This window comes from Enterobacter sp. BIDMC 30 (assembly GCF_000534355.1).
Classification (GTDB): Bacteria; Pseudomonadota; Gammaproteobacteria; order Enterobacterales; family Enterobacteriaceae; genus Enterobacter; species Enterobacter ludwigii.
Genome location: NZ_KI973169.1, coordinates 3,421,184 through 3,446,894, shown reverse-complemented (window position 1 = coordinate 3,446,894; position 25,711 = coordinate 3,421,184). Strand labels below are relative to the sequence as shown.

At 55.5% G+C, this 25,711-nt stretch carries 25 protein-coding genes; 18 read left to right on the top strand and 7 right to left on the bottom strand.

Annotated elements, in window-relative coordinates:
* Window positions 1-5 precede the first annotated feature (5 nt).
* The 3 genes from artI to L466_RS06175 form a co-directional block, all read right to left on the bottom strand.
* The gene (gene artI / locus L466_RS06165) at window positions 6-737 is read right to left on the bottom strand and encodes an arginine ABC transporter substrate-binding protein ArtI (protein WP_020884864.1); all 732 of its coding nucleotides are present in this window, start codon (window positions 735-737) and stop codon (window positions 6-8) included.
* Window positions 738-757: 20 nt separating this feature from the next.
* Window positions 758-1,486 carry an arginine ABC transporter ATP-binding protein ArtP gene (artP, locus tag L466_RS06170; RefSeq protein WP_014169324.1) on the bottom strand — a complete coding sequence of 243 codons (729 nt, stop codon included), beginning with the start codon at window positions 1,484-1,486 and terminating at the stop codon, window positions 758-760.
* A gap of 226 nt (window positions 1,487-1,712) precedes the next feature.
* The gene (locus L466_RS06175) at window positions 1,713-2,231 is read right to left on the bottom strand and encodes a lipoprotein (RefSeq protein ID WP_014169325.1); all 519 of its coding nucleotides are present in this window, start codon (window positions 2,229-2,231) and stop codon (window positions 1,713-1,715) included.
* A gap of 97 nt (window positions 2,232-2,328) precedes the next feature.
* On the opposite strand from L466_RS06175, the gene L466_RS06180 reads away from it, so the two are divergent.
* The 3 genes from L466_RS06180 to L466_RS06190 all read left to right on the top strand — a co-directional run bounded on the left by L466_RS06180 (window position 2,329) and on the right by L466_RS06190 (window position 4,371).
* A complete protein-coding gene (locus tag L466_RS06180) occupies window positions 2,329-2,652 on the top strand; it encodes a heavy metal-binding domain-containing protein (RefSeq protein ID WP_006174327.1) in 324 nt (107 codons plus the stop codon).
* Complete coding sequence (locus tag L466_RS06185; RefSeq protein WP_032677767.1) at window positions 2,649-3,479, top strand: N-acetylmuramoyl-L-alanine amidase; 831 nt, start codon at window positions 2,649-2,651, stop codon at window positions 3,477-3,479. Before L466_RS06180 ends, L466_RS06185 begins: the two co-directional genes overlap by 4 nt.
* 268 nt (window positions 3,480-3,747) lie before the next feature.
* Window positions 3,748-4,371: a helix-turn-helix domain-containing protein gene (locus L466_RS06190; protein WP_032677768.1), complete on the top strand. Its 624-nt coding sequence runs from the start codon at window positions 3,748-3,750 to the stop codon at window positions 4,369-4,371.
* Here the strand turns inward: L466_RS06190 and L466_RS06195 are convergent, their stop codons facing one another.
* Both L466_RS06195 and L466_RS06200 read right to left on the bottom strand, forming a co-directional pair.
* Window positions 4,372-4,968: a hypothetical protein gene (locus tag L466_RS06195; RefSeq protein ID WP_032681356.1), complete on the bottom strand. Its 597-nt coding sequence runs from the start codon at window positions 4,966-4,968 to the stop codon at window positions 4,372-4,374.
* The gene (locus L466_RS06200) at window positions 4,968-6,530 is read right to left on the bottom strand and encodes an ExeA family protein (protein WP_032681355.1); all 1,563 of its coding nucleotides are present in this window, start codon (window positions 6,528-6,530) and stop codon (window positions 4,968-4,970) included. Before L466_RS06200 ends, L466_RS06195 begins: the two co-directional genes overlap by 1 nt.
* Window positions 6,531-6,830: 300 nt before the next feature.
* Here L466_RS06200 and gspC point away from each other — a divergent pair, with 300 nt between their 5' ends.
* The 15 genes from gspC to L466_RS06275 all read left to right on the top strand — a co-directional run bounded on the left by gspC (window position 6,831) and on the right by L466_RS06275 (window position 23,104).
* Window positions 6,831-7,562, top strand: a complete 732-nt coding sequence (gene gspC, locus L466_RS06205) for a type II secretion system protein GspC (protein ID WP_032682037.1) — start codon at window positions 6,831-6,833, stop codon at window positions 7,560-7,562.
* A gap of 13 nt (window positions 7,563-7,575) precedes the next feature.
* Window positions 7,576-9,492: a type II secretion system secretin GspD gene (gspD, locus tag L466_RS06210; RefSeq protein WP_032681354.1), complete on the top strand. Its 1,917-nt coding sequence runs from the start codon at window positions 7,576-7,578 to the stop codon at window positions 9,490-9,492.
* Window positions 9,493-9,506: 14 nt separating this feature from the next.
* Window positions 9,507-10,985, top strand: coding sequence for a type II secretion system ATPase GspE (gene gspE / locus L466_RS06215; protein WP_032681353.1), 1,479 nt, complete (start codon window positions 9,507-9,509; stop codon window positions 10,983-10,985).
* Window positions 10,985-12,193, top strand: a complete 1,209-nt coding sequence (gene gspF / locus L466_RS06220; RefSeq protein ID WP_032681352.1) for a type II secretion system inner membrane protein GspF — start codon at window positions 10,985-10,987, stop codon at window positions 12,191-12,193. The genes gspE and gspF overlap by 1 nt, the downstream gene beginning before the upstream one ends.
* A gap of 3 nt (window positions 12,194-12,196) precedes the next feature.
* A complete protein-coding gene (gene gspG / locus L466_RS06225) occupies window positions 12,197-12,646 on the top strand; it encodes a type II secretion system major pseudopilin GspG (RefSeq protein WP_014169334.1) in 450 nt (149 codons plus the stop codon).
* A complete protein-coding gene (gene gspH, locus L466_RS06230; protein ID WP_032681351.1) occupies window positions 12,646-13,131 on the top strand; it encodes a type II secretion system minor pseudopilin GspH in 486 nt (161 codons plus the stop codon). Before gspG ends, gspH begins: the two co-directional genes overlap by 1 nt.
* Complete coding sequence (gene gspI, locus L466_RS06235) at window positions 13,124-13,504, top strand: type II secretion system minor pseudopilin GspI (protein WP_014169336.1); 381 nt, start codon at window positions 13,124-13,126, stop codon at window positions 13,502-13,504. Before gspH ends, gspI begins: the two co-directional genes overlap by 8 nt.
* Entirely contained in the window at window positions 13,501-14,124 is a 624-nt protein-coding gene (gene gspJ, locus L466_RS06240; protein ID WP_020884854.1) for a type II secretion system minor pseudopilin GspJ, read from the top strand. Before gspI ends, gspJ begins: the two co-directional genes overlap by 4 nt.
* On the top strand, window positions 14,121-15,131 hold the full coding sequence (gene gspK, locus L466_RS06245; protein WP_032681350.1) for a type II secretion system minor pseudopilin GspK: 1,011 nt from the start codon (window positions 14,121-14,123) through the stop codon (window positions 15,129-15,131). Before gspJ ends, gspK begins: the two co-directional genes overlap by 4 nt.
* Before the next feature lie 15 nt (window positions 15,132-15,146).
* Complete coding sequence (gspL, locus tag L466_RS06250) at window positions 15,147-16,280, top strand: type II secretion system protein GspL (RefSeq protein WP_032682035.1); 1,134 nt, start codon at window positions 15,147-15,149, stop codon at window positions 16,278-16,280.
* Window positions 16,277-16,762, top strand: coding sequence for a type II secretion system protein GspM (gene gspM, locus L466_RS06255; protein WP_020884851.1), 486 nt, complete (start codon window positions 16,277-16,279; stop codon window positions 16,760-16,762). The genes gspL and gspM overlap by 4 nt, the downstream gene beginning before the upstream one ends.
* Entirely contained in the window at window positions 16,759-17,556 is a 798-nt protein-coding gene (locus L466_RS06260; RefSeq protein WP_032681349.1) for a prepilin peptidase, read from the top strand. The genes gspM and L466_RS06260 overlap by 4 nt, the downstream gene beginning before the upstream one ends.
* 260 nt (window positions 17,557-17,816) lie before the next feature.
* Window positions 17,817-20,552, top strand: coding sequence for a glycosyl hydrolase family 18 protein (locus L466_RS06265; protein WP_032681347.1), 2,736 nt, complete (start codon window positions 17,817-17,819; stop codon window positions 20,550-20,552).
* A gap of 137 nt (window positions 20,553-20,689) precedes the next feature.
* On the top strand, window positions 20,690-21,130 hold the full coding sequence (gene iagB / locus L466_RS06270; protein ID WP_020884847.1) for a type III secretion system invasion protein IagB: 441 nt from the start codon (window positions 20,690-20,692) through the stop codon (window positions 21,128-21,130).
* Window positions 21,131-21,274: 144 nt separating this feature from the next.
* The gene (locus tag L466_RS06275) at window positions 21,275-23,104 is read left to right on the top strand and encodes a chitinase (protein WP_014169344.1); all 1,830 of its coding nucleotides are present in this window, start codon (window positions 21,275-21,277) and stop codon (window positions 23,102-23,104) included.
* A 62-nt stretch (window positions 23,105-23,166) separates the two neighbouring features.
* On the opposite strand, the gene L466_RS06280 is transcribed toward L466_RS06275, so the two are convergent.
* Complete coding sequence (locus tag L466_RS06280; protein WP_020884845.1) at window positions 23,167-24,180, bottom strand: NAD-dependent epimerase/dehydratase family protein; 1,014 nt, start codon at window positions 24,178-24,180, stop codon at window positions 23,167-23,169.
* Window positions 24,181-24,269: 89 nt separating this feature from the next.
* Window positions 24,270-25,709 (bottom strand): SDR family oxidoreductase, encoded by a 1,440-nt coding sequence (locus L466_RS06285; RefSeq protein WP_032681346.1) that lies wholly within the window; start codon window positions 25,707-25,709, stop codon window positions 24,270-24,272.
* Window positions 25,710-25,711: the final 2 nt, after the last annotated feature.

The window sequence follows — 25,711 nt, the reverse complement described above, 5'->3', positions numbered from 1 at the left end:
AGGAATTACTTCTGGAACCATTTTTTGTAGATGGTTTCGTAGGTGCCGTCTTTCTTCACTTTTTCCAGCGCAGCGTTGAATTTCTGCTGCAGCTCAGTGTTGCCCTGACGAACGGCAATACCCAGACCCGTGCCGAAGTAATCCTTGTCGGTCACTTTATCGCCCACTGGTGCCAGTTTATCGTTGGCTTTCAGCCACTCGGTCACCACGGCGGTGTCGCCGAACACGCCATCAATACGACCGTTCTGCAGATCCAGCTTCGCATTCTGGTAGCTGTCATACGGAACGGTGGTGATTTCCGGGTGTTTATCCATGATGAATTTCTGGTGCGTGGTGCCGTTCTGCACGCCCACTTTCTTGCCTTTCAGCTGATCAACCGACGTGAATTTGCCTTTCTGACCAATAAACAGGGCGGAGTTGTCGTAGTAAGGGGTAGTGAACAGAACCTGTTTTTCGCGCTCAGGGGTGATATCCATTCCGGCCATAACGGCGTCGATACGGCGGAACTTCAGGCTTGGGATCAGGCTGTCGAACGCCTGGTTGCTGAAGGTACAGGTTGCGTCGATCTCTTTACACAGGGCGTTTGCCAGATCCACGTCAAAGCCGACAATTTTATTGTTCGCATCAATGGATTCAAACGGAGGATAAGACGCTTCAGTCGCGAAACGAATCGTCTGGGCTGCGGTAGCGGAAAGGGTGACGCTGGCGAGCAGCGCGGCAAGTAATACTTTTTTCATTATCATTTCCCCTGACACAATCAATGAGATAAATAGTTTTTGAACGCATCGGTTTGCGGGTTTGAGAAGCAGCTCGCATCACCTTGCTCAACGATATACCCGTTTTCCATGTAGACCACGCGGCTGGCCGTTTTGCGCGCCACTTCCACTTCATGGGTTACGATGACCTGAGTAATATGGGTTTCCGCCAGCTCGCGAATGATGCTCACGATCTGGGCGGTAATTTCGGGATCTAGCGCCGCGGTCGGTTCATCAAACAGCAGTACCGCAGGCTCCATCATCAGCGCACGGGCAATCGCCACACGTTGCTGCTGACCACCGGAGAGGTGCAGCGGATAGCGGTCGCTGTAAGGCTTAAGGCGCAGACGCTCCAGCAGCTTATCCGCACGCGCGATCGCCTGATCTTTACTTAAGCCCAGCACGCGGCACGGGGCTTCGATCAGGTTTTGCAGTACGGTCAGATGCGGCCAGAGATTGTATTGCTGGAAGACCATGCCAACGTTTTGACGCAGTTCACGAATCGCTTTATCAGACGGTGTTTTCGCGAAATCAAAATGGTTACCGGCGATAGCCAGCGTACCCGAACGGGGCATTTCAAGCAGATTAAGGACACGCAGAAGGGAGCTTTTACCTGCACCGCTTGGGCCAAGCAAAACCAGTGTTTCGCCTTCCGGGCAGTCCAGCGTGATGTCAAACAGCGCCTGGTGTGCGCCGTAGAAGCAGTTAATGCCGTTTAGTTTAATACTCATCGGGGCAGTCTTTACTCATCCAGGCAATCTATAGCAATTGAGGCCGCAGATAGTACCGTTGACAGAATAGTTATGCAATATTTCTGCGTTAAAAGTTAAATATAACCCGCAATACCCTCTAAACATAGCACAAAATAGCGAGCGGCAATGTCGGCGAGTATAAATGTCGGCATTCCGCATGAAATGCCGCACATTTTACGGGGTTAACGCTTTTTAAACGGGAGGCTTAGCGGTTTTCTATCGACTGGCGGAGCGTGCCTGCCGGGGCGTGAACGCTGCCACCGACGTACCTTACGTCGTCCACCGCCCAGCACTGACCTTCACGGATCATCAGCACTTCATCCTGCCAGGTCTGCGTTCCCTGGGTCAGTTTGACGCGCAGGGGAATGTTTCGCGCATCGGTGTTTGGGATCGTTGAAGCACTGGTGACCTCGGCGCTGTCAGGCAGCGTGGCGCGGCTGGAGAACGGATCGGATTTAAGCAGCGCGTTATGCTGCGGATCGCGGGTGGCGTCGCTCAGCAGTTTCGCCAGGCCGTCACTCAGATACGGTCGCAGGGCGGTAATATCATTGCTGCGGTGCTGTATGCGGTAATCATAGAACTGTTGTGCCACGGTATCCGGGCCGCCCTCAATGCATGGGCCGCTGCGGGTACCAATATCCTTAAAGGCTGGCGTGACCGTGGTGGTGCAGGCGCTGAGCACCAGCGCGCAGGGCACGAAAAGTGTTAAAGCTGAATAGCGCATGTTGATTTCCTTATTTATTAACTATCCTTTCAATCATAGCGTAACGAACCGATAATGCTGTACCTAAGGCATTGAACGCTAAAGAAGGAGAGAAAGTATGCAGTTTTCAACAACGCCTACCCTGGAAGGGCAACCTATTACCGAGTACTGCGGCGTGGTCACCGGCGAAGCCATACTGGGCGCGAACATTTTCCGGGACTTCTTTGCCGGCATTCGCGATATCGTGGGGGGACGTTCTGGCGCGTATGAGAAAGAGCTGCGCAAAGCCCGCGAAATTGCGTTTAAAGAGCTTGGCGAACAGGCCAAGGCGCTGGGTGCAGATGCCGTGGTAGGCATCGATATTGACTACGAAACGGTCGGTAAAGATGCCAGCATGCTGATGGTGAGCGTAAGCGGTACGGCGGTGAAAACCCGTCGATGAAGCGCTCGCTTGCCACACTCCTGCTGGCGCTGTTGCTGGCAGGGTGCGCCACGGAAAAAGGCATTATTGATAAAGGTGCCTATGAGCTGGATACCCGCCATCAGGCCCAGGCGGCTTACCCGCGTATAAAGGTGCTGGTGATCCACTACACCGCCGATGACTTTGACAGCTCGCTGGCGACGTTAACCGACAAGAATGTCAGCTCTCACTACCTGATCCCCGCCAAACCGCCTGCCCCTGAGGGCAAACCGCGTATCTGGCAGCTGGTACCGGAGAGTGAACTGGCATGGCATGCCGGCATCAGCTTCTGGCGTGGCACCAACCGTATTAATGACACCTCCGTGGGGATTGAGCTGGAAAACCGGGGCTGGCAAAAAACGGCGGGAGTAAAACACTTCACCCCGTTCGAGCCGGCGCAAATTGCTGCTCTGATCCCGCTCGCCAAAGACATTATCGCCCGCTACGACATTAAGCCGCAGAACGTCGTCGCGCACTCTGATATTGCCCCCCAGCGTAAAGACGATCCCGGCCCGCTGTTCCCCTGGCGCGAACTGGCGCAGCAGGGAATTGGTGCCTGGCCCGATCCGGACCGCGTCAACTTTTATCTCAATGGGCAGCCACGCTATCAGGAAGTGGACAGCGCACTGCTGCTCGATCTGTTAGCGCGGTATGGCTATGAAGTGCCTGAGGCTGCCACAGCCCAGCAGCAGAAAAGAGTGATTACCGCGTTTCAAATGCACTTCCGTCCACAGCTGTGGAATGGTGTGGCTGACCGTGAAACGCTGGCCATCGCTGAAGCGCTTCTGGAAAAGTACGGACAGGGGTGATCCTGCGGGATACCCCCTCGTAAGTATTTTTCGCGTAATTTAAGTAAGATTAATCTTAAGTACAAACTCAATTCATTTTTAGTTAATTGACTTAAAATTATCCGGATTTAAGATGGACACATAGCTTGCTAAGTAAAGCAGCAAATTAACGTAAACAATTTCTGTTTTTATTTTCTCCTTGAGTGTTTCATCAGGAAAATATTCCTGGGTTGAGGCCTTACGTCTTAATCCTGAGTTTTATATTTCACATCTTAAATTGGGTATAATAATGTTAAGCATCTACGGTAAAAAATTACGTCCGCAAAACGAAGTCAACGCAATTATTTCTGCAACGTCAGGATTTGAAGAGAAGACGTTAAAAAAGTGGCAGAAAATATCTACCAGTGATTCACAGTATATTCATATTATCGTCAGTGGCGACGTTGAGTTCCGCCGCGAATCTGATGAACTGTGCATGTTCACCGTTCAGGGGCCGTGTATATTTGGGCTTTGTTCTATGTTTTACAGCGCCACGCACATGTATGGCCTCATTCGGTCGAATACCGTCGTGCGCTCGATAAAAAAAGAGGCCTTCGCCCAGCTAATGACTGAAAACAATCTGTGGCCGGAACTGACGAAAGTGCTCTCCTGGTATATTTGTATGCTGAGCAAGCGTGACGATGTGCTGGTTGCCCGCAGCGCCTATTCGGTAGTGCGCGAATTTTTATACGAGATTAATGAACTGATTGTTCAGCATCAGCGTGATATCAATATATATGACTATATTCAGGAATACACCAACCTGGCACGCAGTACCATTATTAAAATTCTCTCCGACCTGAAAAAAGGTCAGTATATTGTGGTGGAAAAGGGGCGACTCCTTAACCTGACATCCTTGCCTGAAAAATATTAATTACTCCAGCCGGTCTCCTTTATGACGTAAAGGGGACCGGGAAATATCCTGCGTTTCGTCAACCGGCGGCGCGGGAATTTTGCCTTGCGAATAATCCTGCTCTTGTTCTTTTAACGCCTGCTTAAACAATTCTGTTAATGAGGAACTGTCGCTGCCAGCCCGTGCAGAAGCGTCGGTGTGTGCCCCGGTACCGGGTAACGTATCCCGCGCGGTATCGTGCTGAGCCGCTCCTTCAGGCGCCTGCTGCCAGTCGGTATCATCGCCGTTAATCGGCAGATCCTGCAGGGCAGGCATATCCTCATGCACCGGCGCAGGTTTAGGGTGCGGATGCGGGAAGGGTTTGCTCACATACACATAATGCATATCTGAAAGCTGTATTTCCGGTCTGGCGCTGCTCGCGTTGATGGGGGCGGGGGCAGGGTGGCGCAGATCCCAATACACATGCGCGTACAACCCGGCCATCAGCATGGCGCACAGACCCAGGAGTCCTAAAACGGTGTGGGCAAAAACGTGTCTCAGTCCGGGAAGACGATATGAAAACCAGACCGCTTCCCCGGTGGTGTAACTGCGCTGAGCCGCAAGGCTGATAGTAGACATCAGGAATGCTTCTCCTGCATTTTCGCATCCGGTATTGCATGCGAAGCCTGGATCAATACGCTCGGCGTGGTGTTGGTTTCCCGCATTAACTGCATCAATGTCTCTTCGCCGGGAATACCGTCCACATGCAGATGCATTTTTTGCTGGAACGCGCGAGTGCGTTTCATCATCTCCGCAGTCCAGCGCTGAGCGTGGGTTTCAGGCTGAGAAAGGGCCTGGCTCAGCTGCTGATCAAGCCAGCTCATCTCTTTGCCGTCACTGGTTGCGCTGATGGCGTCTTTACCTTCCGGCGTCAGGCGGTGCAGTTGCGTATAGTTTCCGGTTGCATGCCGGTTAAACCAGCTGCGGCTGACCTGCCAGGTCCGGTTATTCATCAGCAGGTCCATCGAGGTTTCTCCGACGCGGGCGACCACCGCATAGTTAAGATGATTGCCGGTTTTGAGCTCGCTCACCCACGGATAACCTTCGCCTGCCAGCGCATCCGGAGAGGCATTTCCCTGCTTACACATCAGGTTTACCTTCACCGCGTTTTGACACAGCGCATCGTCCGCCGAGGCGTCATACCCCCACATCAGATAAAGCTGATGCATCGCGTCCGGCTGATTGACTATTTCCTTGTCGATAACCGGCACAACGGGGGCCTGAACGGGGGCGGCCGGGTGTTTCCAGCTTATCGGGACCGGCAGCGTAACCGGGAGGCGAGCAGTCATTGAGGCGGTGAAATACCAGCCGCAAGCCGCGAACAGCACAGAGGCAAACAGTGAAACCGTTGCCAGACGCTTACCCTGTTTTTTCGCGGGCAGCACCTCTGCGGCCGCCAGGCGTAAATGTCGCGGACTGACCTGGCTTGCGCGTTCGGTCCAGGCCGCGAGCATCGACAGGTGCGCCAGCGCATTCAGTTCACTGATTTTCCCTTTTGTCATTGCGTGCATCTTACGCACGCGCGCCGGGGATAACGGCGAGCTTTCGCCCCCGTGCTCTTCGCACTGCGCCTGCACGTAGCTGAGATATTCACGGCAGGTCAGGGGGCGCAAGGTGTGGTGGGTATGCACATATTCACGCAGATCAGATTGCTGTAGCCGCGCCGCCTGATTTTCCGTGCCCGTCAGCACCACCGATAAATGAAACCCCAGCTCCTGCGCACGGGTGAGCAACATCCCCAGCACCGTCCGGCAGGTCTCTTTCATGGCTTCAGTATGGGAAATGACCAGCACGGTGGCCTGCGTTTTCCCGGCTTGCCACTGCTGCAGCACGGTATCGACCGCCTGAATACGGCTGGCGATTGCTTTCGTGTCCGGGCTGAGCTTGTACAGCAGGCTACTGGCGCTCAGTTTTGGAAACGCGTTGATGGCAAGAACGCGGTTGTCGCTGTTTTTCAGCGCATCGCTGAACTGGCCCAACAGCGAGGTATCATCGCTAAAGAGCCCGCATATTCCCGCCTGTTGGGTTTTCTCTTTCAGCAGGTTAAAGACGTCCTGATGATAAGGCACCAGAAAATCCCCGGATAAGCGGGTGACCTTCCTGAAGGGCGGGGTTTTAAAAGTAAAGTGGCTCTGATACATAACGACTTACCGTCTCTGATTAGGAATAGCAACAGGTCGTGAAATTACGGTAAGGAGACGGGGCGATCAATTTTTCAACTGGGTAAAAATATCCGGCAGAAATGTCCTAACACCTCGATTTTAGACGGTCAATAATTTTCTTTATTAAAGTTGGTGGCGAAGTCGATGGTCGTATTCACCGCGTCTCATTACTCTCTTCACACGTTTTGTCGCAGCGTGATGCTGCTTATTTTCGCTTTGTTAAAGGCCAGATGAAAAATGAGGTTCTCATTTCTGTCACGGTGGATAACCCCTTGCATGATGTTGGCGCTGTTAATTTTTAGCGGCCAGCAAGGGTATTTCACGTTTAAAGATTATAAAAAGGTTACGAATAGGTTGGCTAACTCTGATGCGCAGCCGCTGAAAAACCGCCGCGAAGAGAAAACATTCACGCTTTTCACGGCGGCAGCACGTCAGGACACTGGGCCGGCTGCGCTAAAAGCCCCGCTGGCGGCGGAAATAGAAGGCATTGTGCGCAGTGATGACCCCTGGCTTTCCTTCGCCGTTATTAAAACGCCCGCGGGCCAGAAGAGCTACCGCGAAGGGGAGCCGCTGACCGGTTTTAACGATGCCTTTATTCAGGAAATTAACAAAGACAGTGTCGTCGTGAATTATGAAGGCATCACGCAGACGCTGGCCTTAAAGAAACCAGATTATTTCAAGGGCGGCGTTGATAGCGGCTCGGTAACCAAATCGACAAAAGATGCAGGCGCAGACATGCTGCATCTGAATGATTATCTGGTATTAAAACCGGTTGTCGAAAAAGGCCAACTGGAAGGCTATGCCATTAATCCCCGGAATGCCTCTTCCTTTTATAGCCATTCAGGACTGAAAAAAGGGGATGTGGCAGTCGAAGTGAATGCTGTCGATATGACCGATGAAGTAAAGGCAAAAAATATTATTGCTGAATGGTCAAAAATGAAAGAAGCGGAGGTTGTCGTCAGACGTCACGCTCACCTTGAAAATATTCGGGTCAATGTTCTTAACAATTAATAAGTGTACAGACATGAAGAAATTTCCATGGGCGTGCGTGGCGCTGACCGCATTGTCGTTATATTCGGGTTCGCTGCTCGCAGCCAACTTTAGCGCGAGTTTTAAAAATACCGATATCCGCGAGTTTATCGATACGGTAGGCCGTAACCTTAACAAAACCATTCTCGTCGACCCGTCGGTTCAGGGTTCCGTATCCGTCAGAACCTACAACGTGCTGACGGAGGATGAGTATTACCAGTTCTTCCTGAGTGTGCTGGATCTCTACGGTCTCTCGGTGATCCCGATGGATAACGGTATGGTTAAAGTGGTGCGCTCAAGCGTGGCTCGTACCGCCGGTGCGCCGCTGGCAGACAGCACAAACCCGGGCAAAGGCGATGAGATTATTACCCGTGTCGTGCGCATGGAAAACGTGCCGGTGCGTGAACTCGCGCCGCTGTTGCGTCAACTGAACGATGCTACCGGCATCGGCAACGTGGTGCACTTCGAGCCTTCCAACGTGCTGCTGTTAACAGGTAAAGCGTCCGTGGTGAACCGGCTGGTGGATCTGGTCCAGCGCGTGGATAAAGACGGTATTCAGCGTCGCGAAATCGTCCCCCTGCGCTTTGCTTCCGCCAAAGCGCTCTCCGACATGTTGAATAATCTCAACAATGAAGAGCAGAAAGGGCAGAACGCGCCGCAGTTGGCCACCAAAGTGGTGGCGGATGACGAAACCAACAGCCTGGTGATCAGCGGTTCGGAAGATGCGCGCACGCGTACCCGCAGCCTGATCCATGAGTTAGATCGCGAGCAGAACAACGAGGGGAATACCCGCGTCTTCTATCTCAAGTACGCCAGCGCAACCAAAGTGGTTCCGGTGCTCACCGGTATTGGCGAACAGCTGAAAGACAAAGCCGGCACCGCGAAGACGAAAACCGCCACCGCGGCAACCGATCTGAATATTACCGCCGATGAGTCAACCAACTCGCTGGTGATCACAGCGCAGCCTAACGTGATGAACTCCCTTGAGAAGGTGATCGACAAGCTCGACATCCGCCGTCCGCAGGTGCTGGTGGAAGCCATCATTGCTGAAGTGCAGGACGGCAACGGTCTGGATCTCGGCGTGCAGTGGACTGGCAAGCACGGTGGCGTCCAGTTCGGCTCCACCGGCCTGCCCATTAGTCAGATAAAAAATGGCACCATCAAGGGCGCCAGCTTTACTGGCCTAGCGACCGGCTTCTTTAACGGTGATTTCGGTGCGCTGATGACCGCGCTTTCAACCGACGGCAAAAACGACATCCTTTCCACGCCAAGCGTGGTCACGCTGGATAACAAAGAGGCGTCATTTAATGTCGGTCAGGACGTGCCGGTGCTTTCCGGTTCGCAGACCACCAGTGGCGATAATGTCTTTAACTCCGTAGAGCGCAAGACGGTGGGGACCAAACTGAAAATTGTGCCGCAAATCAACGACGGCGACATGATCCACCTGAAGATTGAGCAGGAAGTCTCAAGCGTCGACAACAGCGCAACGGAAGACGCCAGCCTTGGCCCAACCTTTAATACCCGAACCATCAATAACGAAGTGATGGTGCACAGCGGGCAAACGGTGGTGCTCGGCGGCCTGATGGAGAATGTCACTAAGCAGTCGGTCTCCAAAGTGCCGCTGCTGGGGGATATTCCGCTGGTCGGGCAGCTTTTCCGCTACACCTCGCAGGACGCGTCCAAACGCAACCTGATGGTCTTTATTCATACCACCGTGCTGCGTGACGACGACAACTACAGCGCGGCGTCGAAAGAGAAATATGACCAGATCCGCGCCCGTCAGCAGCAGCGCGTTGAGGAGAAAAAGCTCGGGATCATTGAACCGGCGGATAACGCCGTGTTACCCGCGTTCCCTGATGCGAGTGCTGCATCGGTGAAAACCAGCACGTCCCGCAATCCGTTTAAAGAGTAAGGCGGAGGTATCACGTGGACGAACTGAGCAAAACCCTGTGTAGCAGCGGCTACGCAAAAGATAACGGCGTTTTATTTTATCACGATGCGGTCTATATCCGTGATGACACCCCGGCACTCGCGCTGCTGGAAGTGCGTCGGGTGCTGGGACGCGCGTTTGTCCCGGTCACCCTGACGGCGGAAGCCTTCGATGAAATGCTGGCCAGGATCTGGCAGCAGAGCAGCGGGGTGTCCCAGCAACTGGTGGACGATATGGACGCCGATATCGATCTGATGGCGTTAACCGAGGAGATCCCGGACAACGAAGATCTGCTCGATAACGATGAAAACTCGCCGGTGATCCGCCTGATCAACGCCATTCTCGGCGAGGCGGTAAAAGAGGGCGCGTCGGATATTCATATTGAAACCTACGAGCGTACGCTGAGCATTCGCTTTCGCGTCGACGGCGTGCTGCGTCCGGTGTTGCAGCCCGCGCGTAAGCTCGCGCCGCTGCTGGTTTCGCGTATCAAGGTGATGTCCCGGCTGGATATCGCGGAGAAACGTCTGCCGCAGGATGGCCGTATTTCACTGCGCATTGGCCGTAAGGCGGTCGACGTGCGCGTATCGACCATTCCGTCCCAGTATGGTGAACGCGTGGTCATGCGTCTGCTCGATAAAAGCAATCTCAAGCCTGATATCAACAAGCTTGGGCTGATTGATGAAGAACGGGAGAAGTTACAAGGGCTGATTGACCGCCCGCACGGCATTATCCTGGTCACCGGGCCAACGGGTTCCGGTAAAAGTACCACCCTGTACGCGATTCTTTCGGCGCTGAACGGCCATGAGCGCAACATCCTGACCGTAGAAGATCCTATTGAATACGAGCTGGAAGGGGTGGGGCAGACGCAGGTTAACCCGCGCGTGGACATGACCTTTGCCCGCGGGCTGCGCGCGATTCTGCGCCAGGACCCGGACGTGGTGATGATCGGCGAAATCCGTGACGCCGAGACGGCACAAATTGCAGTGCAGGCGTCGCTCACCGGTCACCTGGTCATGTCTACGCTGCACACCAACAGCGCCGCCGGGGCGATAACCCGCCTGCGGGATATGGGGCTGGAGTCATTTTTAATCGGTTCATCGTTACTGGGGGTCATTGCCCAGCGTCTGGTGCGTCGGCTGTGTCCGCACTGCCGTACCACCAGTCCGCTGGATGACAATGAAAAGGCGCTGTTCAGCTTTATGGACCAGCCGCCACACGCGATCTATCGCGCGGTGGGGTGCGAACACTGCCGCCAGAGCGGCTATCAGGGGCGCGCCGGTATTCATGAGTTTCTGGTGGTCGACAGCACCCTGCGCCGCGCCATTCATGAAGATAAAGACGAAATGGCCATCGAAACCGAGCTCTTTAAGCAGGCCTACAGCCTGCGTGAGAACGGGCTGCTGAAGGTGATCGGCGGCGTCACTTCGCTGGAAGAGGTGATGCGCGTCACCGCCGAGCGCGGAGGAGATGCGTAATGGCCTACTACGCCTGGACGGCGAGGGATACCGCGGGCAAAACCCGGCGTGGCACGTTGCAGGCTGAGGGGCAAAAGCAGGTTCGCCAGATGTTGCGCGAGCAAAAGCTGATGCCCGTCAGTATCAACGAAACCCGTGAGGTTGCGGCTGCCGGTAATGCGAACGCCGGGGCAAAACTCTCCACGCCGGTGCTTTCGATGTTTACCCGTCAGCTGTCGACGCTCGTCAACGCTGCGCTGCCGCTGGAGAGCGCGCTGAAGGCAATCGCGAAACAGACGGAGGATAAAAAGCTCGCGGCGATGGTGGTGGACATCCGCGAGAAGGTAGTGGAAGGGCATACGCTGTTTGACGCTTTCAGCCAGTTTCCGCGCAGCTTCGACAAGCTCTACTGCACGCTGGTAATGGCCGGTGAAAAGACCGGCCATCTGGGCGACGTGCTGGAAAAGCTGGCCGAGTACAACGAGCAGCGTCAGAAGATGAAAAGCAAACTGACGCAGGCGATGGTCTACCCGATCACCCTGACCGTGGTGGCCATCGCGGTGATCGGCATTTTGCTGGTGGCGGTTGTGCCCCAGGTGATTGAGCAGTTCACCCATATGAAACAGCAGCTGCCGATCACCACCCGCACGCTGATCGCGGTGAGTGATTTCCTGCAGGTTTACGGCCTCTATATCGTCGGCAGTCTGGCAGGCGGGATGATGGGTTTTAAGGCCTGGCTTCGAAACGCTAAAAATCGTTTTCGCTGGCACGGCTGGCTGGTGAACGGTTCGCCCGTCAAAAAGCTGGTCTGCGCCATCAACAGCGCCCGCTATATCCGTACCCTGAGCATTTTGCAGGCCAGTAGCGTGCCGTTGCTGGAGGGGATGTATATCGCGATGGACGGGATCGAAAACCGGTATGCCCGACAGGTGCTGGAGCAGGCGGCGGATACCGTGCGCCAGGGTGCATCGCTTTATGCGGCTCTGGAGCAGGCGAAATTATTCCCGCCGACCATGCTGTATATGATTGCCTCCGGGGAAGAGAGTGGGGAATTAGGCCATTTAATGGACCGCGCGGCGGAAAACCAGGAATCGGCATTACAGCATCGTATTACGTTAACGCTGTCGGTATTTGAACCGGCACTGGTGGTATCTATGGCGACGATTGTTTTATTCATCGTCCTGTCAATATTACAACCGCTTCTGCAACTTAATAATATGGTAGGTTAAATCATGGCTATAAAACGTAAACACCTGGCTCGCCAGGCGGGCTTCACCTTGCTCGAATTAATGGTGGTTATTGTTATTCTCGGCGTACTCGCGAGTATGGTGGTACCCAATTTAATGGGTAATAAAGAAAAAGCGGATACCCAAAAAGCGACCAGCGATATCGTCGCGCTCGAAGGCTCGCTGGATATGTATAAGCTGGATAATCACCGCTATCCCACCACCGAGCAGGGCTTGCAGGCGCTGGTCACGAAGCCAGAGATTGCGCCCATTCCCAACGGCTACCGTGCGGACGGTTATATCCGCCGCCTGCCGCAGGACCCGTGGGGCGGGGATTATATTCTGGTCAGCCCGGGTGAACACGGTGCCGTAGACGTTTTCTCCGCAGGTCCGGATGGCGAAGCCAATACCGCCGATGATATTACAAACTGGTCTCTGGATAAGAAAGAGAAATAATGAAACGTCAACGCGGCTTTACGTTGCTGGAAATTATTCTGGCGCTGGTGATATTTGCCAGTTGCGCCATGATGGTGGTTTCAACAATACCCTCACGCAGCGGTGCGGATATATTTGGTCAGCAATTAAAAGCCCTCGTTGATTATGGTTCAGACCGGGCAGTGATGGACGGAAATATCGTGGGGTTGGTTATGACCGCGGATAAATACCGGCTGGTGACGCTCGAGGATAAAAACGGTGAGCGTCACTGGGTGTCGTTATCCGCGGGGCGGATAACGACCCGGGGTGATTTCCCGCCGGAGATGCACGTCTCGCTCACGCCGCAGCGTCTCGCCGCCACGGTGACATCCGAACCGCAGGTGTTATTTCTGCCAGACGGTGAAATCAGCCGCTTTACGCTGGCGCTGCAAAACCGCGACAACGCGCACCATTTCCGCGTGGTGTCGCAAGGCGCGGCCCCTGTAACGGTAGAAAACGATGGCTAACGGCAAGAGAAAGCAAAAGGGGATGACGCTGCTGGAGGTGATGGTCGCGCTGGTCATCTTCTCCACCGCCGCACTGGCGCTGATGAACTCGGTCTCCCTGAACGTGCGTTTCACCCACGGGCTGGCCGATACATTGCAGGCCAGCTGGGTCGCCGAAAATCAACTGGCGGAGGCGCAGCTCAACAGACGTGATTTTCCTGACGCTGAAGCGCAGGGGGCAGAGGTCATGGGCGGGCGCAGCTGGGCCTGGCGAAAGCAGCGCGTAAAAACCGCGGCTAACGGCTGGGCGAATGCCATCCGCGTCTATGCCGAAGGCGATGAAAGCCAGCCGGTTATTTCACTGCAGGTCATCGCGCCGGGAGAGGAACCGTGAAGAAAATCCGACGCCAGCGGGGATTTACCCTGCTGGAGATCATGATTGCGCTGACCATTTTTGCGGTGATCAGCACCCTGGCCTGGCAAATCCTCGACGGGGCGATGCGCACCAGTTCGGCGACGGAGGCCAGCGCGGCAAAGCTCAATCAGCTGCAGCGTGCCTGGAGCCTGATGGAGCGCGATTTCTATCAGCTTCAGGCGCGTGCGCCGCGCAACGAGCCGGATACATTTCGTCAGGGGGATGACGGCCTTGAGCTGACCACGCTGAACGGCGTGAGCGGAACCGTACAGCTGGAGCGCGTGCGCTGGCGGCTGGAAGAGGGGCGACTGTACCGGGATGTCTGGCCGGTGATTGACAGCCCGGCGGATGCCAGACCCGATGCGGTGCCGATTGTCGGCGAGGTGAAATCCCTGCAGTGGCGTTTTTACCGTCAGGGCTGGCAAAAAAGCTGGAACGACCCGGCACATCTGCCGGATGGCGTCGAGCTGACGCTGACGATGGAAAACGGGGAAACCTGGCGCTGGGTGTTTACGACGCCGGGCGATATCCCCGAGGCCGCCGCGCCAGCGCCCGCAGACGCACCTGCCGCGCCACCTGCAGCGGAAGCGACATCATGAAGGCTTTACGTAAACAGAAAGGCGTCGCGCTGCTGGTGGTACTGATCCTGCTGGTCATGATGTCGGCGCTGGCTGCCAGAATCAGCCAGCAGTTCTGCCGCAATCTGCAGAAAACCCATTACCAGGTGAGTCAGCAGCAGCTGCGCTGGGCCATGCAGGCTCAGGAGAAGGTGGTCAAAGATCGTCTGCAGAGCGACGCCAGCGGTGAGAGTAAAGCCCTTACCCTGCAGGGTGACTGGCATCAGCCGCTGGAGACCCGGGGTGACGATTACACGGTGGTCAGTCAGGTGGAAGACGCCCAGGACTGCTTCAACGTGAATAACCTGCTGGCGGCCGATGACATCGCGCAGGGGCAAAATGCGCCCGCGGTGCCGGAAAAACCGCGGAAAGAGCAGATTGTTGAGCAACTCCTGACCGGGAGTGGCCTCAGCCAGTCCACGGCGCACGAGGTTTACTCGCAGCTGGTGGACTATCTGGATGGCGATACCACCACGGCCAGCAAGGGGGCGGAGGGCGATGCCTGGGCGGGCGTGGTGCCCCCCCGGCAGCCCGCAAACCAGATGATGCGCACGATCGCTGAGATCACGCTGCTGCCGGCATTTCCGGCAACGGCATACCGGAAGGTGAGCACGCTGCTGTGTGCCTTACCGGATACCGCCAGCAAGGTGGATGTGAACACCCTGAAACCGGAACAGGCCGCCTTACTGGCCGCCATGTTCCCCGGAAAAATAACGCAAGACGATGCCGTTCGCCTGATTGAATCGCGACCTGAAACCGGCTGGGAAAATATGGAAACCTTCAGCAACGCGCTGGAGCAGGCCTTCCCGCAGGTGAAAGACGACCTTCCGCAGGTGGCTGGACAACTCTCCACCCAAAGCCGGTACTTCCGCGTTAACTATACCGGCAACACCGATGCGCTAACGCTTCGCGTGGTAAGCCAGCTTCAGGTCAATAACGAAGCCGGTGAGATCGTGACGTGGCAACGTCGTTACCGAATGATTGAATAAGAAAAGCAGATGGCTATGAAACAGGTACTTTTTGTTCGTCCCGACAGCCGTGAGGGCGGGAAAATAATGTGGTGTGCTTCCGGCAGCCAGCAGGTTGACGTTGTGGAGCGCCTTGACGCGCTGGCAGACCATCCTCTCGCGGCCCGGGTCTGTTTACTGTTGCCCGCGGGCAACATGATCTTCCGCCATTTTACGTTGCCGAAAAAAGTTGCCTCTCAGACGGCGGCGTTCTCGTGGCTGGCGGAAGAGACGCTCATTGGCGAGGTGGATAACCTTCACTGGACGGTGCTTCACAAAAAGGGGGCCGACGTTGACGCGGTGGCGATTGATACCGATCTTCTGCGCGGGTGGTTAGCCCGTTGCCAGGAGGCCGGTTTGAAGGTGATTCAGGTGCTGCCGGATGCCTGGCTGCTGCCGGTGACGGCAGGAGGAAGCACGCTGGTTGCCCTGGATGACCGCTACTGGCTGCGCCTGTCGCCCCATGTCGCCAGCGAAATGGAGGCCAGCCTGCTGCCGCTGCTGATGCAAAAAAAACCAGACGGTGACGTGTGCTGTTACGGCGAACCGCCAGCCGGTGTTGGGGTGGATCTTCTGCACCCGTGGCAGCATCCGCTGGTGTTGATCCAGCCCCAGTGGCAATCCTGTCGGGTCACCCTCCTGCACGGTGAATTCAGCCCGAAGGCAGGGAAAGGCAGCGCGTCTAAAGGAATAAAAATCGCGATGGCGGCGGCGGGCCTGCTGTCTCTCGGGCTGTTGCTGGGTCCGCGGATCGCGATGGCCTGGATGCTGGTACAACAGGAAAATCGGGTTCAGCAGGAGATCGTTCAGGTTTATCAGCACCATTTTCCCAGCATGCGCCAGCAGACCAATATCAAATACCACTTTGGTCAAAACATGAAAAAGCAGCACAAAGGGGTATTCCTGCAGCTGGATGATCTTGAGCAAGCCAGGCAGGCCGTACCCGCACTTGAGATCTCCCTGCTTGAGTACGATGCGCAACAAAATGCGCTGACCCTGAGCGTCAGTGCGCAAAGCCAGGCCGCACTGCAGTCGTTTGTGGAGAAAACAGGGGAGCATTTTGATTTCACCCTACAGCCTGTTTCTACCACTGCACCTTATACCGCCATGATCGCAGGGAAATATAAATGAAAGAGCGAATCACGAAGCTTACGTCGCGTTATCAACAATACAGCATCCGGGAGAAATATATTTTAAAAACCGGTGCCGTTGCCCTCCTGGCCGCGGCTGTTTATTACGCGGGCATGATGCCACTGGATAATATGATTCAAAATAGCAAATCAACGCTGACCCGACAAAAAGAGACGCTGAACTGGATGCGCAGAGAAATAGATAAACACCACCTTCCGGTGATGATCATTAAAACGGATAACCCGCGCACGGTGGTGGAGAACAGCGCTCATGAAATTAACCTTTCCCTGACGGAGGTGCGTCAGGACGGGCAAACCTTATCGTTCGTGGTGAACCGCGTAAACGTGTATGAATTAAAAAACTGGCTGCGGGAAATCAACCAGACCTCCGGCGTCAGGCTGCAAAAAATGAACCTTACACCGGTCGATCACCTCAGTGATGTGAAAGCAGAAGTGCAGCTCACCTGGCGCAAAACCGCATGAACACCGTTGCGCTGATGCGGGAAATCTACCCGGTGGGGTTCCCGGTGATGAGTGCGATCCTGGGCAGCATGGTGGGCAGTTTTCTGGGCGTTGTCGCCGAGCGCGTGCCGGGCATGGTGATGGAGGAGGAAGGCGCGGGCAACTTGCTGTTTCCGGCCTCTCACTGCCCGGTGTGCCAGCATGATCTTGCGGCCTGGGAGAATATCCCGCTGGTCAGCTGGCTAGGATTGCGCGGGCGCTGCAGGCAGTGCGGCACGGCCATCCCGCTGCGCTTATTGATGCTCGAACTCGTCACCGCGCTCTTTTTTGGCCTCACCGCCTTGTGCATTCCGGGCGAACCGGCGTTGTTCTCACTGTGGTTGCTGGCCGCGTTTCTGCTGCCGCTGGCGATGATTGACTGGCAGCATCAGTTGCTCCCTGACTGTCTGACCCAGCCGTTGCTGTGGGCAGGACTGTTGTTACACCTCGTTGACCACACGCTGCCGCTTAAGGATGCGCTGGTGGGGGCGGTGGCTGGCTACCTTTCGCTCTGGTCTCTCTACTGGGCATTTCGTCTGCTTACCGGACGAGAAGGATTAGGCTATGGCGATTTTAAACTTCTGGCGGCGTTAGGCGCCTGGTGCGGCTGGCAGGCACTGCCCACCCTGGAATTGATTGCCGCGTTAAGCGGTATTGTCGGATATTTCGCGACAAGACATGCGAATAAAAATAACCGCATTATTTCTTTCGGTCCTTATTTAGCTTTTGCCGGCATGACGGTTTTTGTTTATCAGGTTGCCTGTTCCACATTCTGAATACACCGGTCAAGTTTTTTTAGTGATTTTTTCGATTGGGGAATGAAAGGAATACAGTATTTATTCAGCGTATCGTTAAAGACATAAGCTTCACAGAATTCGAGCTTGTATCTTTTAATGGAGGAATACAGCGCGCCACAGAAATAGCGGTTAACGATTATTGCTTAAGTTGAAATTCAAAGTCTGTAAAAAACTATTCCATGTTTTAAAGGAAGACATGGGTCATTAACGTTTACAAATAAATTTATCAGGAAATAAAAATGAAATTTATGAAGCCTAAATATCTGGCGCTTTTCGTTGCAGCGGCGTCCAGCTCTGCCTTCGCGGCGGCGCCAGGTACGCCAACCCTCAGCAGTGGCAATGATAAGTTTGCGATTGTTGAAGTTGACCAGGCAGCGCAAGACTATAACAGCCTTGTGAAAGTCCATGATGGCGCGGATGTGAAAGTTGAGTGGAACGTCTGGAGCGGCGATGCGCCAACCTCGGCAAAAGTGCTTCTGGATGGTCAGGCCGTGTGGAGTGGCGCCGCAAGCGCCTCCGGGTCAGCCACCTTCAAAGTGAAAAAGGGCGGACGCTATCAGGAGCAGGTTGAACTCTGTAACGCCAGCGGGTGTTCTAAAAGTGCCAGCAAACTGATCATCGTGGCGGACACGGACGGAAGCCATCTGCTGCCGCTGAACACCACCCTGAAGGAAAATAACAAAACTTTCTCTCAACATACGGACAAAGTGGTGGGTGCCTATTTCCCTGAGTGGGGCGTCTATGGGCGTGAGTTCCCGGTGGATAAAATCCCTGCGGCGAACCTGAACCACATTTTGTACGGTTTCATTCCGATCTGTGGCGGTGATGGCATCAACGACGGATTAAAAACGGTTGAGAACGGCAACAGCTTCGCCGCGCTGCAGCGCGCCTGTGCGGGCCGTCAGGATTACACCGTGGCCATTCACGATCCGTGGGCGGCATTGCAAAAACCGCAGGCCGGCGTGACCAACTGGGACGACCCCTACAAAGGTAACTTTGGTCAGTTGATGGCGCTGAAAAAAGCCCATCCGGATCTGAAAGTGCTGCCTTCCATTGGCGGCTGGACGATGTCCGATCCGTTCTTCCAGATGCATGATTCCGCGATCCGCGCGCGCTTCGTCTCTTCCGTGAAAGAGTTCCTGAAAACCTGGAAATTCTTCGACGGGGTCGATATTGACTGGGAATTCCCGGGGGGGGGTGGCGTGTCGGAAAATCTTGGCAACCCTGCTCAGGACAAAGCCACCTATACCGCGGTGATGCACGATCTGCGCGCGATGCTGAACGAGCTGTCAGCAGAAACGGGCCGTACGTACGAACTGACCACCGCCATTGGTTCCGGTAAAGACAAAATTGAAGACGTGGATTACACCACGGCGCAGCAGTACCTCGACCACATCTTCCTGATGAGCTACGACTTCTACGGCGGCTGGAGCAACACTGATCTCGGCCACCAGGCGGCGCTGCACGGCGCGGAGTGGAAACCGGACACCAACTACACCACTGAAAACGGCGTGAACGCGCTGCTGGAACAGGGCGTGCAGCCGGGCAAGATTGTTGTGGGGGCGGGCATGTACGGTCGCGGCTGGACCGGCGTTCATGGCTACACCGGCGACAATCCGTTCACCGGTACGGCAACGGGCGCGGTCAAAGGCACCTGGGAACCGGGCGTGGTTGACTACCGTCAGATTGCGAACGAGTACAAAGGCAAGCCAGGCTGGGAATACAAATACGATGCCGCGGCAGAAGCGCCGTATCTGTTCAATAAAGCCACCGGCGATCTGATTACCTATGAAGACGCGCGTTCTACCACGGCAAAAGGTAAGTATGTGCTGGCGAAAAACCTGGGCGGTCTGTTCTCCTGGTCCATCGACTCGGACAATGGCGACATCCTTAATGCGATGAACGAAAGCCTGTTGGGCGGCGGTTCAACGCCGGTTGATCCCGTTGTCACCAACCATGCGCCGATCGCTGCGGCTGCCGATCAGACCGTGACCGGGCCTGTTACCGTCACCCTTGATGGCTCTGCGTCTGGCGATCCGGACGGCGACGCCATTACCTATAAGTGGACCCAGATTTCCGGTCCAGCCGTGACCCTTACCAACAGCACGAAAGCCAAAGCCTCCTTCGGCGCGGCGGCAGTGACTCAGAACCAGACGCTCTCCTTCCGCCTGACGGTGAAAGATGCGAAAGGCCTGACGAACGCCATTGATGTTCAGGTCGTGAACAAAGCACCTAAAGCGAACCAGGCACCGGTGGTCAACCCGATGGAAAGCATCACGCTGCAGGCGGGTGAAACCTATGCCCTGCATGCGCAGGCAGCCGATCCGGATGGTGACGCGCTGACCTATGCCTGGAGCGTGCCGGCGGACATGAACGCAACCGGAACTGACACCGCGAACGTGAATATCACCGCACCGGCTGTCGCATCCGATTCCACCTACACCCTGAGCGTGGTGGTCAGCGACGGTAAAACCAGCGTTCAATCGAACGTGCAGGTTATTGTCACGCCAAAAGCAGCCGATGAGGTCACGCCGCCATCTGACGAGGTGACACCACCAGCCGATGAGGTCACGCCGCCATCTGACGAGGTGACACCACCTGCCGATGAGGTCACGCCACCTTCTGATGAAGGCTCTGCCACCGGCAGCTGTGATGCACCTGTTGATGCCAATGCCAGCCAGTACCCGGCCTGGAGTGCGAGCAAAATCTACAACAGTGGTGACACCGTGAGCGCCGACAACCTGGTGTGGAAAGCGAAGTACTGGACACAGGGCAATAAACCTGGCTTTGACGCGGATGCGTGGGAGCTGGTCAGCCAGGTGAAGATGAACTGGCGTTCAGATGTGGTTTACAACGGTGGCGATACGACCACCTACCAGGGGTATGTCTACCGTGCGAAATGGTGGACCCGTGGTGATAAACCAGGTAACAGCGATGTATGGGTGAAAGAAGGCGCGTCAGCAGACTGCAAATAACCATCTTAGCCTGAGGTTGCGGGTTTGATATCGCCTGCAATCGTTGACCACACCCCGTTTCGGGTGTGGTCAACCCCTTCCGGAATAAGACAGCGTGCGCAAGGAGAAGGATCGTCAGTAAATAAACAGGTAATGAGATGAAACGCTTTTTATTGTTATTGCTTATTTTAAGTCAGAGTGCGGCAGCAAATTGCTGGGATAAAGCGGCGCATTATTATCATGTTGATCCGTATTTATTATATGCCATTGCGCAGGTGGAATCCGGTATGAATCCGAATGCCGTGGGGTGGAATCAGGATGGCTCGCGGGATGTGGGATTAATGCAGATTAACAGCACGCATTTCAGCGAACTGCAGCGCCAGGGCATTGATGAGAACCGGCTTGTGACCGAGCCCTGCACCTCCATTATGGTGGGCGCGTCAATACTGTCGACGATGATCAACGTATATGGCTATAACTGGGAAGCCGTCGGGGCTTATAACGCGGGAGTGAAAAAAGAGAATTATTCAAAGCGTATGAATTATGCCCGCAAGGTCTGGGCGAAATATCAGGAGATAAAACCTCGTTCCTCTTATTAATTCTGCTTTTTGTTTTTTGAAGCGTACCCAGAGGTGCGCTTCAGAAAATGAAAAATTACCGCACTCTTTGGTTTATTTATTAAGGGAATAATACATAAACCGTGATTGCATTAACCCTTGTTGCTATATATAGGATGAGTTGAAATGACCAAAAGGACCTTACTGAGCGTGCTCGTTGCGGGTGCATGCATTGCGCCTTTCATGGCACAGGCTGCGACGCTGCAGGCAACCACCAGCGAGCCGTTCACCCTGAAAGCCAGCGATCTGGCGAAGAAAGAACAGGAACTGACTAACTTTCCACTGATGGCGTCGGTTAAAGACACCATTCGTACGCTGGATAATGCCCAGGTTGAGCTGATTGAGCCAGGCCGTGCAGCGAACCCGGATAACGTTAAACGCGTTGAAGGCATTGTGAAGGCCAGCGACTGGGAATACCTTTTCCCGATGCGAGCGCAGTCCTACACCTACAGTAACTTCCTGAAAGCGGTGGGCAAATTCCCGGCGCTGTGTAAGACCTACAACGACGGCCGTGACAGCGACGCCATCTGCCGTAAAGAGCTGGCCACCATGTTTGCCCACTTCGCACAGGAAACCGGCGGCCACGAAAGCTGGCGTCCGGAAGCCGAATGGCGTCAGGCGCTGGTTCACGTTCGCGAAATGGGCTGGACCGAAGGGCAGAAAGGCGGTTACAACGGCGAATGTAATCCTGATATCTGGCAGGGACAAACCTGGCCGTGCGGCAAAGACAAAGACGGCGATTTCGTGAGTTACTTTGGCCGTGGGGCAAAACAGCTGTCTTATAACTATAACTACGGTCCGTTCTCTGAAGCGATGTTCGGCACTGTCCGCACGCTGCTCGACAAGCCGGAGCTGGTGGCTGACACCTGGCTGAACCTGGCAAGCGCCATCTTCTTCTTCGCCTACCCGCAGCCGCCGAAACCGAGCATGCTGCAGGTTATCGACGGCACCTGGCAGCCAAACGATCATGACAAAGCCAACGGCCTGGTTCCGGGCTTCGGCGTGACCACCCAGATCATTAACGGTGGCGTAGAGTGTGGCGGCCCGACTGAGATTGCCCAGTCTGAAAACCGTATCAAGTACTACAAAGAGTTTGCGAAGTACCTGAAAGTGCCTGTCCCGGCAAATGAAGTGCTCGGCTGTGCCAACATGAAGCAGTTCGATGAAGGCGGCTCCGGTGCGCTGAAGATTTACTGGGAGCAGGACTGGGGATGGAGTGCCGATACGCCAGACGGTAAAACGTATTCCTGCCAGCTGGTCGGTTATCAGACGCCGTTCAGCGCCTTTAAAGAAGGTGACTACACGAACTGCGTGAAGAAATTCTATAACGTCAACATCATCAACGATGACGGTTCCGCCGTGACGCCGGACGAGCATCCGGTCACTCCGGCACCGACGCCATCGGAAGATGAAACCCCGGCACCGGCACCGGTTCCGGACGAAACGCCGGCAGAACCGACCGTGGTGAACCACGCCCCGGTCGCGCAGATTGCGGGCCCAATCGGTGCGGTGGAAGCGGGCGCGCAGGTATCCCTGAGCGCAGAAGGATCCACTGACCAGGACGGCAACACGCTGACCTACACCTGGCGTTCACAGGATGGCCAGACGGTCACCGGTGAAGACAAGGCGGTGGTGACCTTTACCGCGCCCGAGTCTGCGACGGCTCAACAGTACGAAGTCAGCCTGACCGTGAGCGATGGCGAGCTGAGCAGCACCACCTCCTATCTGCTGAACGTTAAGGCGAAAGCCACGACGCCGTCTGAAAACGACGGTACCTCTGGTGCTTACGCCGCGTGGAGCGCGAACAGCAAGTACAAGGCAGGCGATATCGTGAATAACCACGGTAAACTGTTCCAGTGCAAACCGTTCCCGTACAGCGGCTGGTGTAACAATGCCCCGGCGTACTACGAGCCAGGCGCGGGTCTGGCGTGGTCAGACGCCTGGACGGCGCTGTAAAACAAAACGGCAACCTTCGGGTTGCCGTTTTCGTCTCTGTTCTCTGAGATGAACGCGCTCAACTAGCGATGCAATTTACCGTGGTCACGCAACCAGGCGGCAGTACGCACAATCCCTTCATCCAGGGAGACAATCGGCTTATACCCCAGTTCGTTCTCTGCGCGGGTGATATCCAGCGTAAAATCAAAGTTGAGCTTTGACACACCGTAGTGCGTCAACGCAGGCTCTTTCGCCGATTTACTCCCAAGACGCTCCATACTGCGGGCAATCATATCCAGCATCGGGTAGGGCACGGAACGAATACGGCAGTCGATTTGCAACTCGTCAATCAACCTTTGCACGATGCTGCGCAGCGTGCAGGGCTCACCGTTGGTGATATTGTACGCGCGACCGGAAATCAGGGTATCGCAGTCAGGCTGGCTTGCCAGCCACATGGCGTGGACCGCATTTTCGTAGTACGTCATATCCACCATCGCATCGCCACCGCGGGGCAGCAGCACGCTGCCGTAGTGGTGCATCATCTGCGCCAGACGCGGGATAAACACTTTGTCATGCGGGCCGAACAGGCTCTGAGGACGCAATACGGTAAAACGGGTGTGCGGGTTCGACTGCGCCAGCAGATCGATCACCTCTTCGCTGGCTGCTTTACTGCGGGCAAACTCACAGGCAAAGCGCGCCGGGCGAAAATCTTCCTGCACGTCGCGGTGATGGTGATAGTCGAAATAGAGAGACGGGGAGGAGATATGAATAAAGTTACGCACGCCCCAGGCCACGGCCCATTCACCCAGACGACGGGTGGCACGCACGTTGGCGAGGTCAAAAGCTTCCTGGGTGCCCCACGGGGAGGTAAAACTGGAGCAGTGCCACAGCGTATCGATACCGGCCAGCATCACCTTGGCCTGAGAGGAGACCAGCTCCGTCAGGTCGGCATGGACAAACTCTGCGCCCATTTTTTGCAGCAGTTTACCCATCGCTTCGTTGCGACCGGTGGCCCTGACGCTGATGCCTTTGTTGCGCAGAAACTCGACCGCATTTCGGCCTAAGCCGCTGGTCGCCCCGGTAACCAGTACCTTCATATCAATCCACTGTGTTGAAAAAGAATTTCGTGCGCATTCTTTCGTGAATTACGGCGGGTTGCAATGGGAAAGGTGAAAGAATAAGAGTTTTATTGAGTTATTTTCGTCTTTTGTTCTGCCAGCTGCGCGATACGTTTCGCCATTCCGCGAAAGATAAACAGGTGAGCGGGGATCATTAACAACCAGTAGAAAAGCCCCGGCATACCGTGCGGGTGCCACCAGGCACGAACGTCCAGTTCACGATGGGCGCCTTTGTCTTTTAGCGTGAAGCACAACCGTCCCAGGCCGGGCGCTTTCATGCCAAACAGCAGCGCCAGCTGTTTTTCGGGCTCGACGATGATCACCTTCCAGCTGTCAACCGTATCGCCCACCGCAAGGTACGGGTGCGCAGGACGGCCTTTCGCCAGCCTGTGTCCTACCAGCAGATCCAGTGCGCCACGGGTTTGCCAGAGGATATTGCCGAAGAAATAGCGTTCTTTGCCGCCAATCTGATTCACCACCTCCCACAGGTCCGCCAGACTGGCCGGGGTGTTCACCGTGCAGCCAGCCTGTTTAGGAAAGTAACCGTACTCAGGCCGCCAGCGGGCAAACGCCTGGGCGTCGTAGCCCCAGTCGCTGGAGTTCATCAGTTGTTCCTCTTCCTTGAGCGTATTGCGTACCGCATCATCGAAACGGATCAGCGTCTGGGGGATCAGCGCACGCAACGCGCGATCGTCGGCCAGCAGATCGTGTTTGAGCCCCTGGATCAGCGCTTTTGCGGTCGTCGGCGGCACGGACGTAATGACGTTTAAAAACCACACCGAGATCCAGCGGGTAGGGAAGGGAATGGGGATCAGCCAGCGTCGGCGGCCGCTGACACGCATAAAATGTTCGAACTGTTGCTGGTAGCTCAGCACTTCCGGGCCGGCAGCCTCAAGCACGCGGTGTTGCTCAGCCGGATGGTCCAGCAGGGCCACCAGATAATGGCGTAAATTTTCCAGGGCAATCGGCGTGGTGCGCGATCGCACCCAGCGCGGCGGGGTAAGCACCGGCAGGTTGTACACCATGTCGCGCATCACTTCGAACGCGGCGGAGCCGGCCCCGACGATGATCCCCGCCCGCAGTTCGGTGACGGGAATATTGGCGCCGCGCAGGGTTTCAGCCGTGAGCTGACGGGCGCGAAGATGATCGGACTGCTCGTTAGCAGGCGCCTGCAGCGAGCTTAAATAAATCACCTGCTTCACCGGGGTGCGCAACAGCGCGTCGCGGACGTTCATCGCCACCTGACGCTCGTGGGCGATAAAATCGCCCCCTTCGCCCATGCTGTGAACAAGGTAGTAAAGCGTGTCGACCCCTTCCAGTAACGCCGGCAGCGTCGTGGGCCAGTTGAGATCGACGTTGTGACAGGTCACCCCGGGCAGGTGCAGTTTTTGCAGACGCTCCGTGTTGCGTGCCACGGCCAGCACCTGGTGCCCCTGCTGACTTAACGCAGTGGTGAGATGCTGACCGATATACCCACTGGCACCGAGTACCAGAATACGCTGCGGCACGC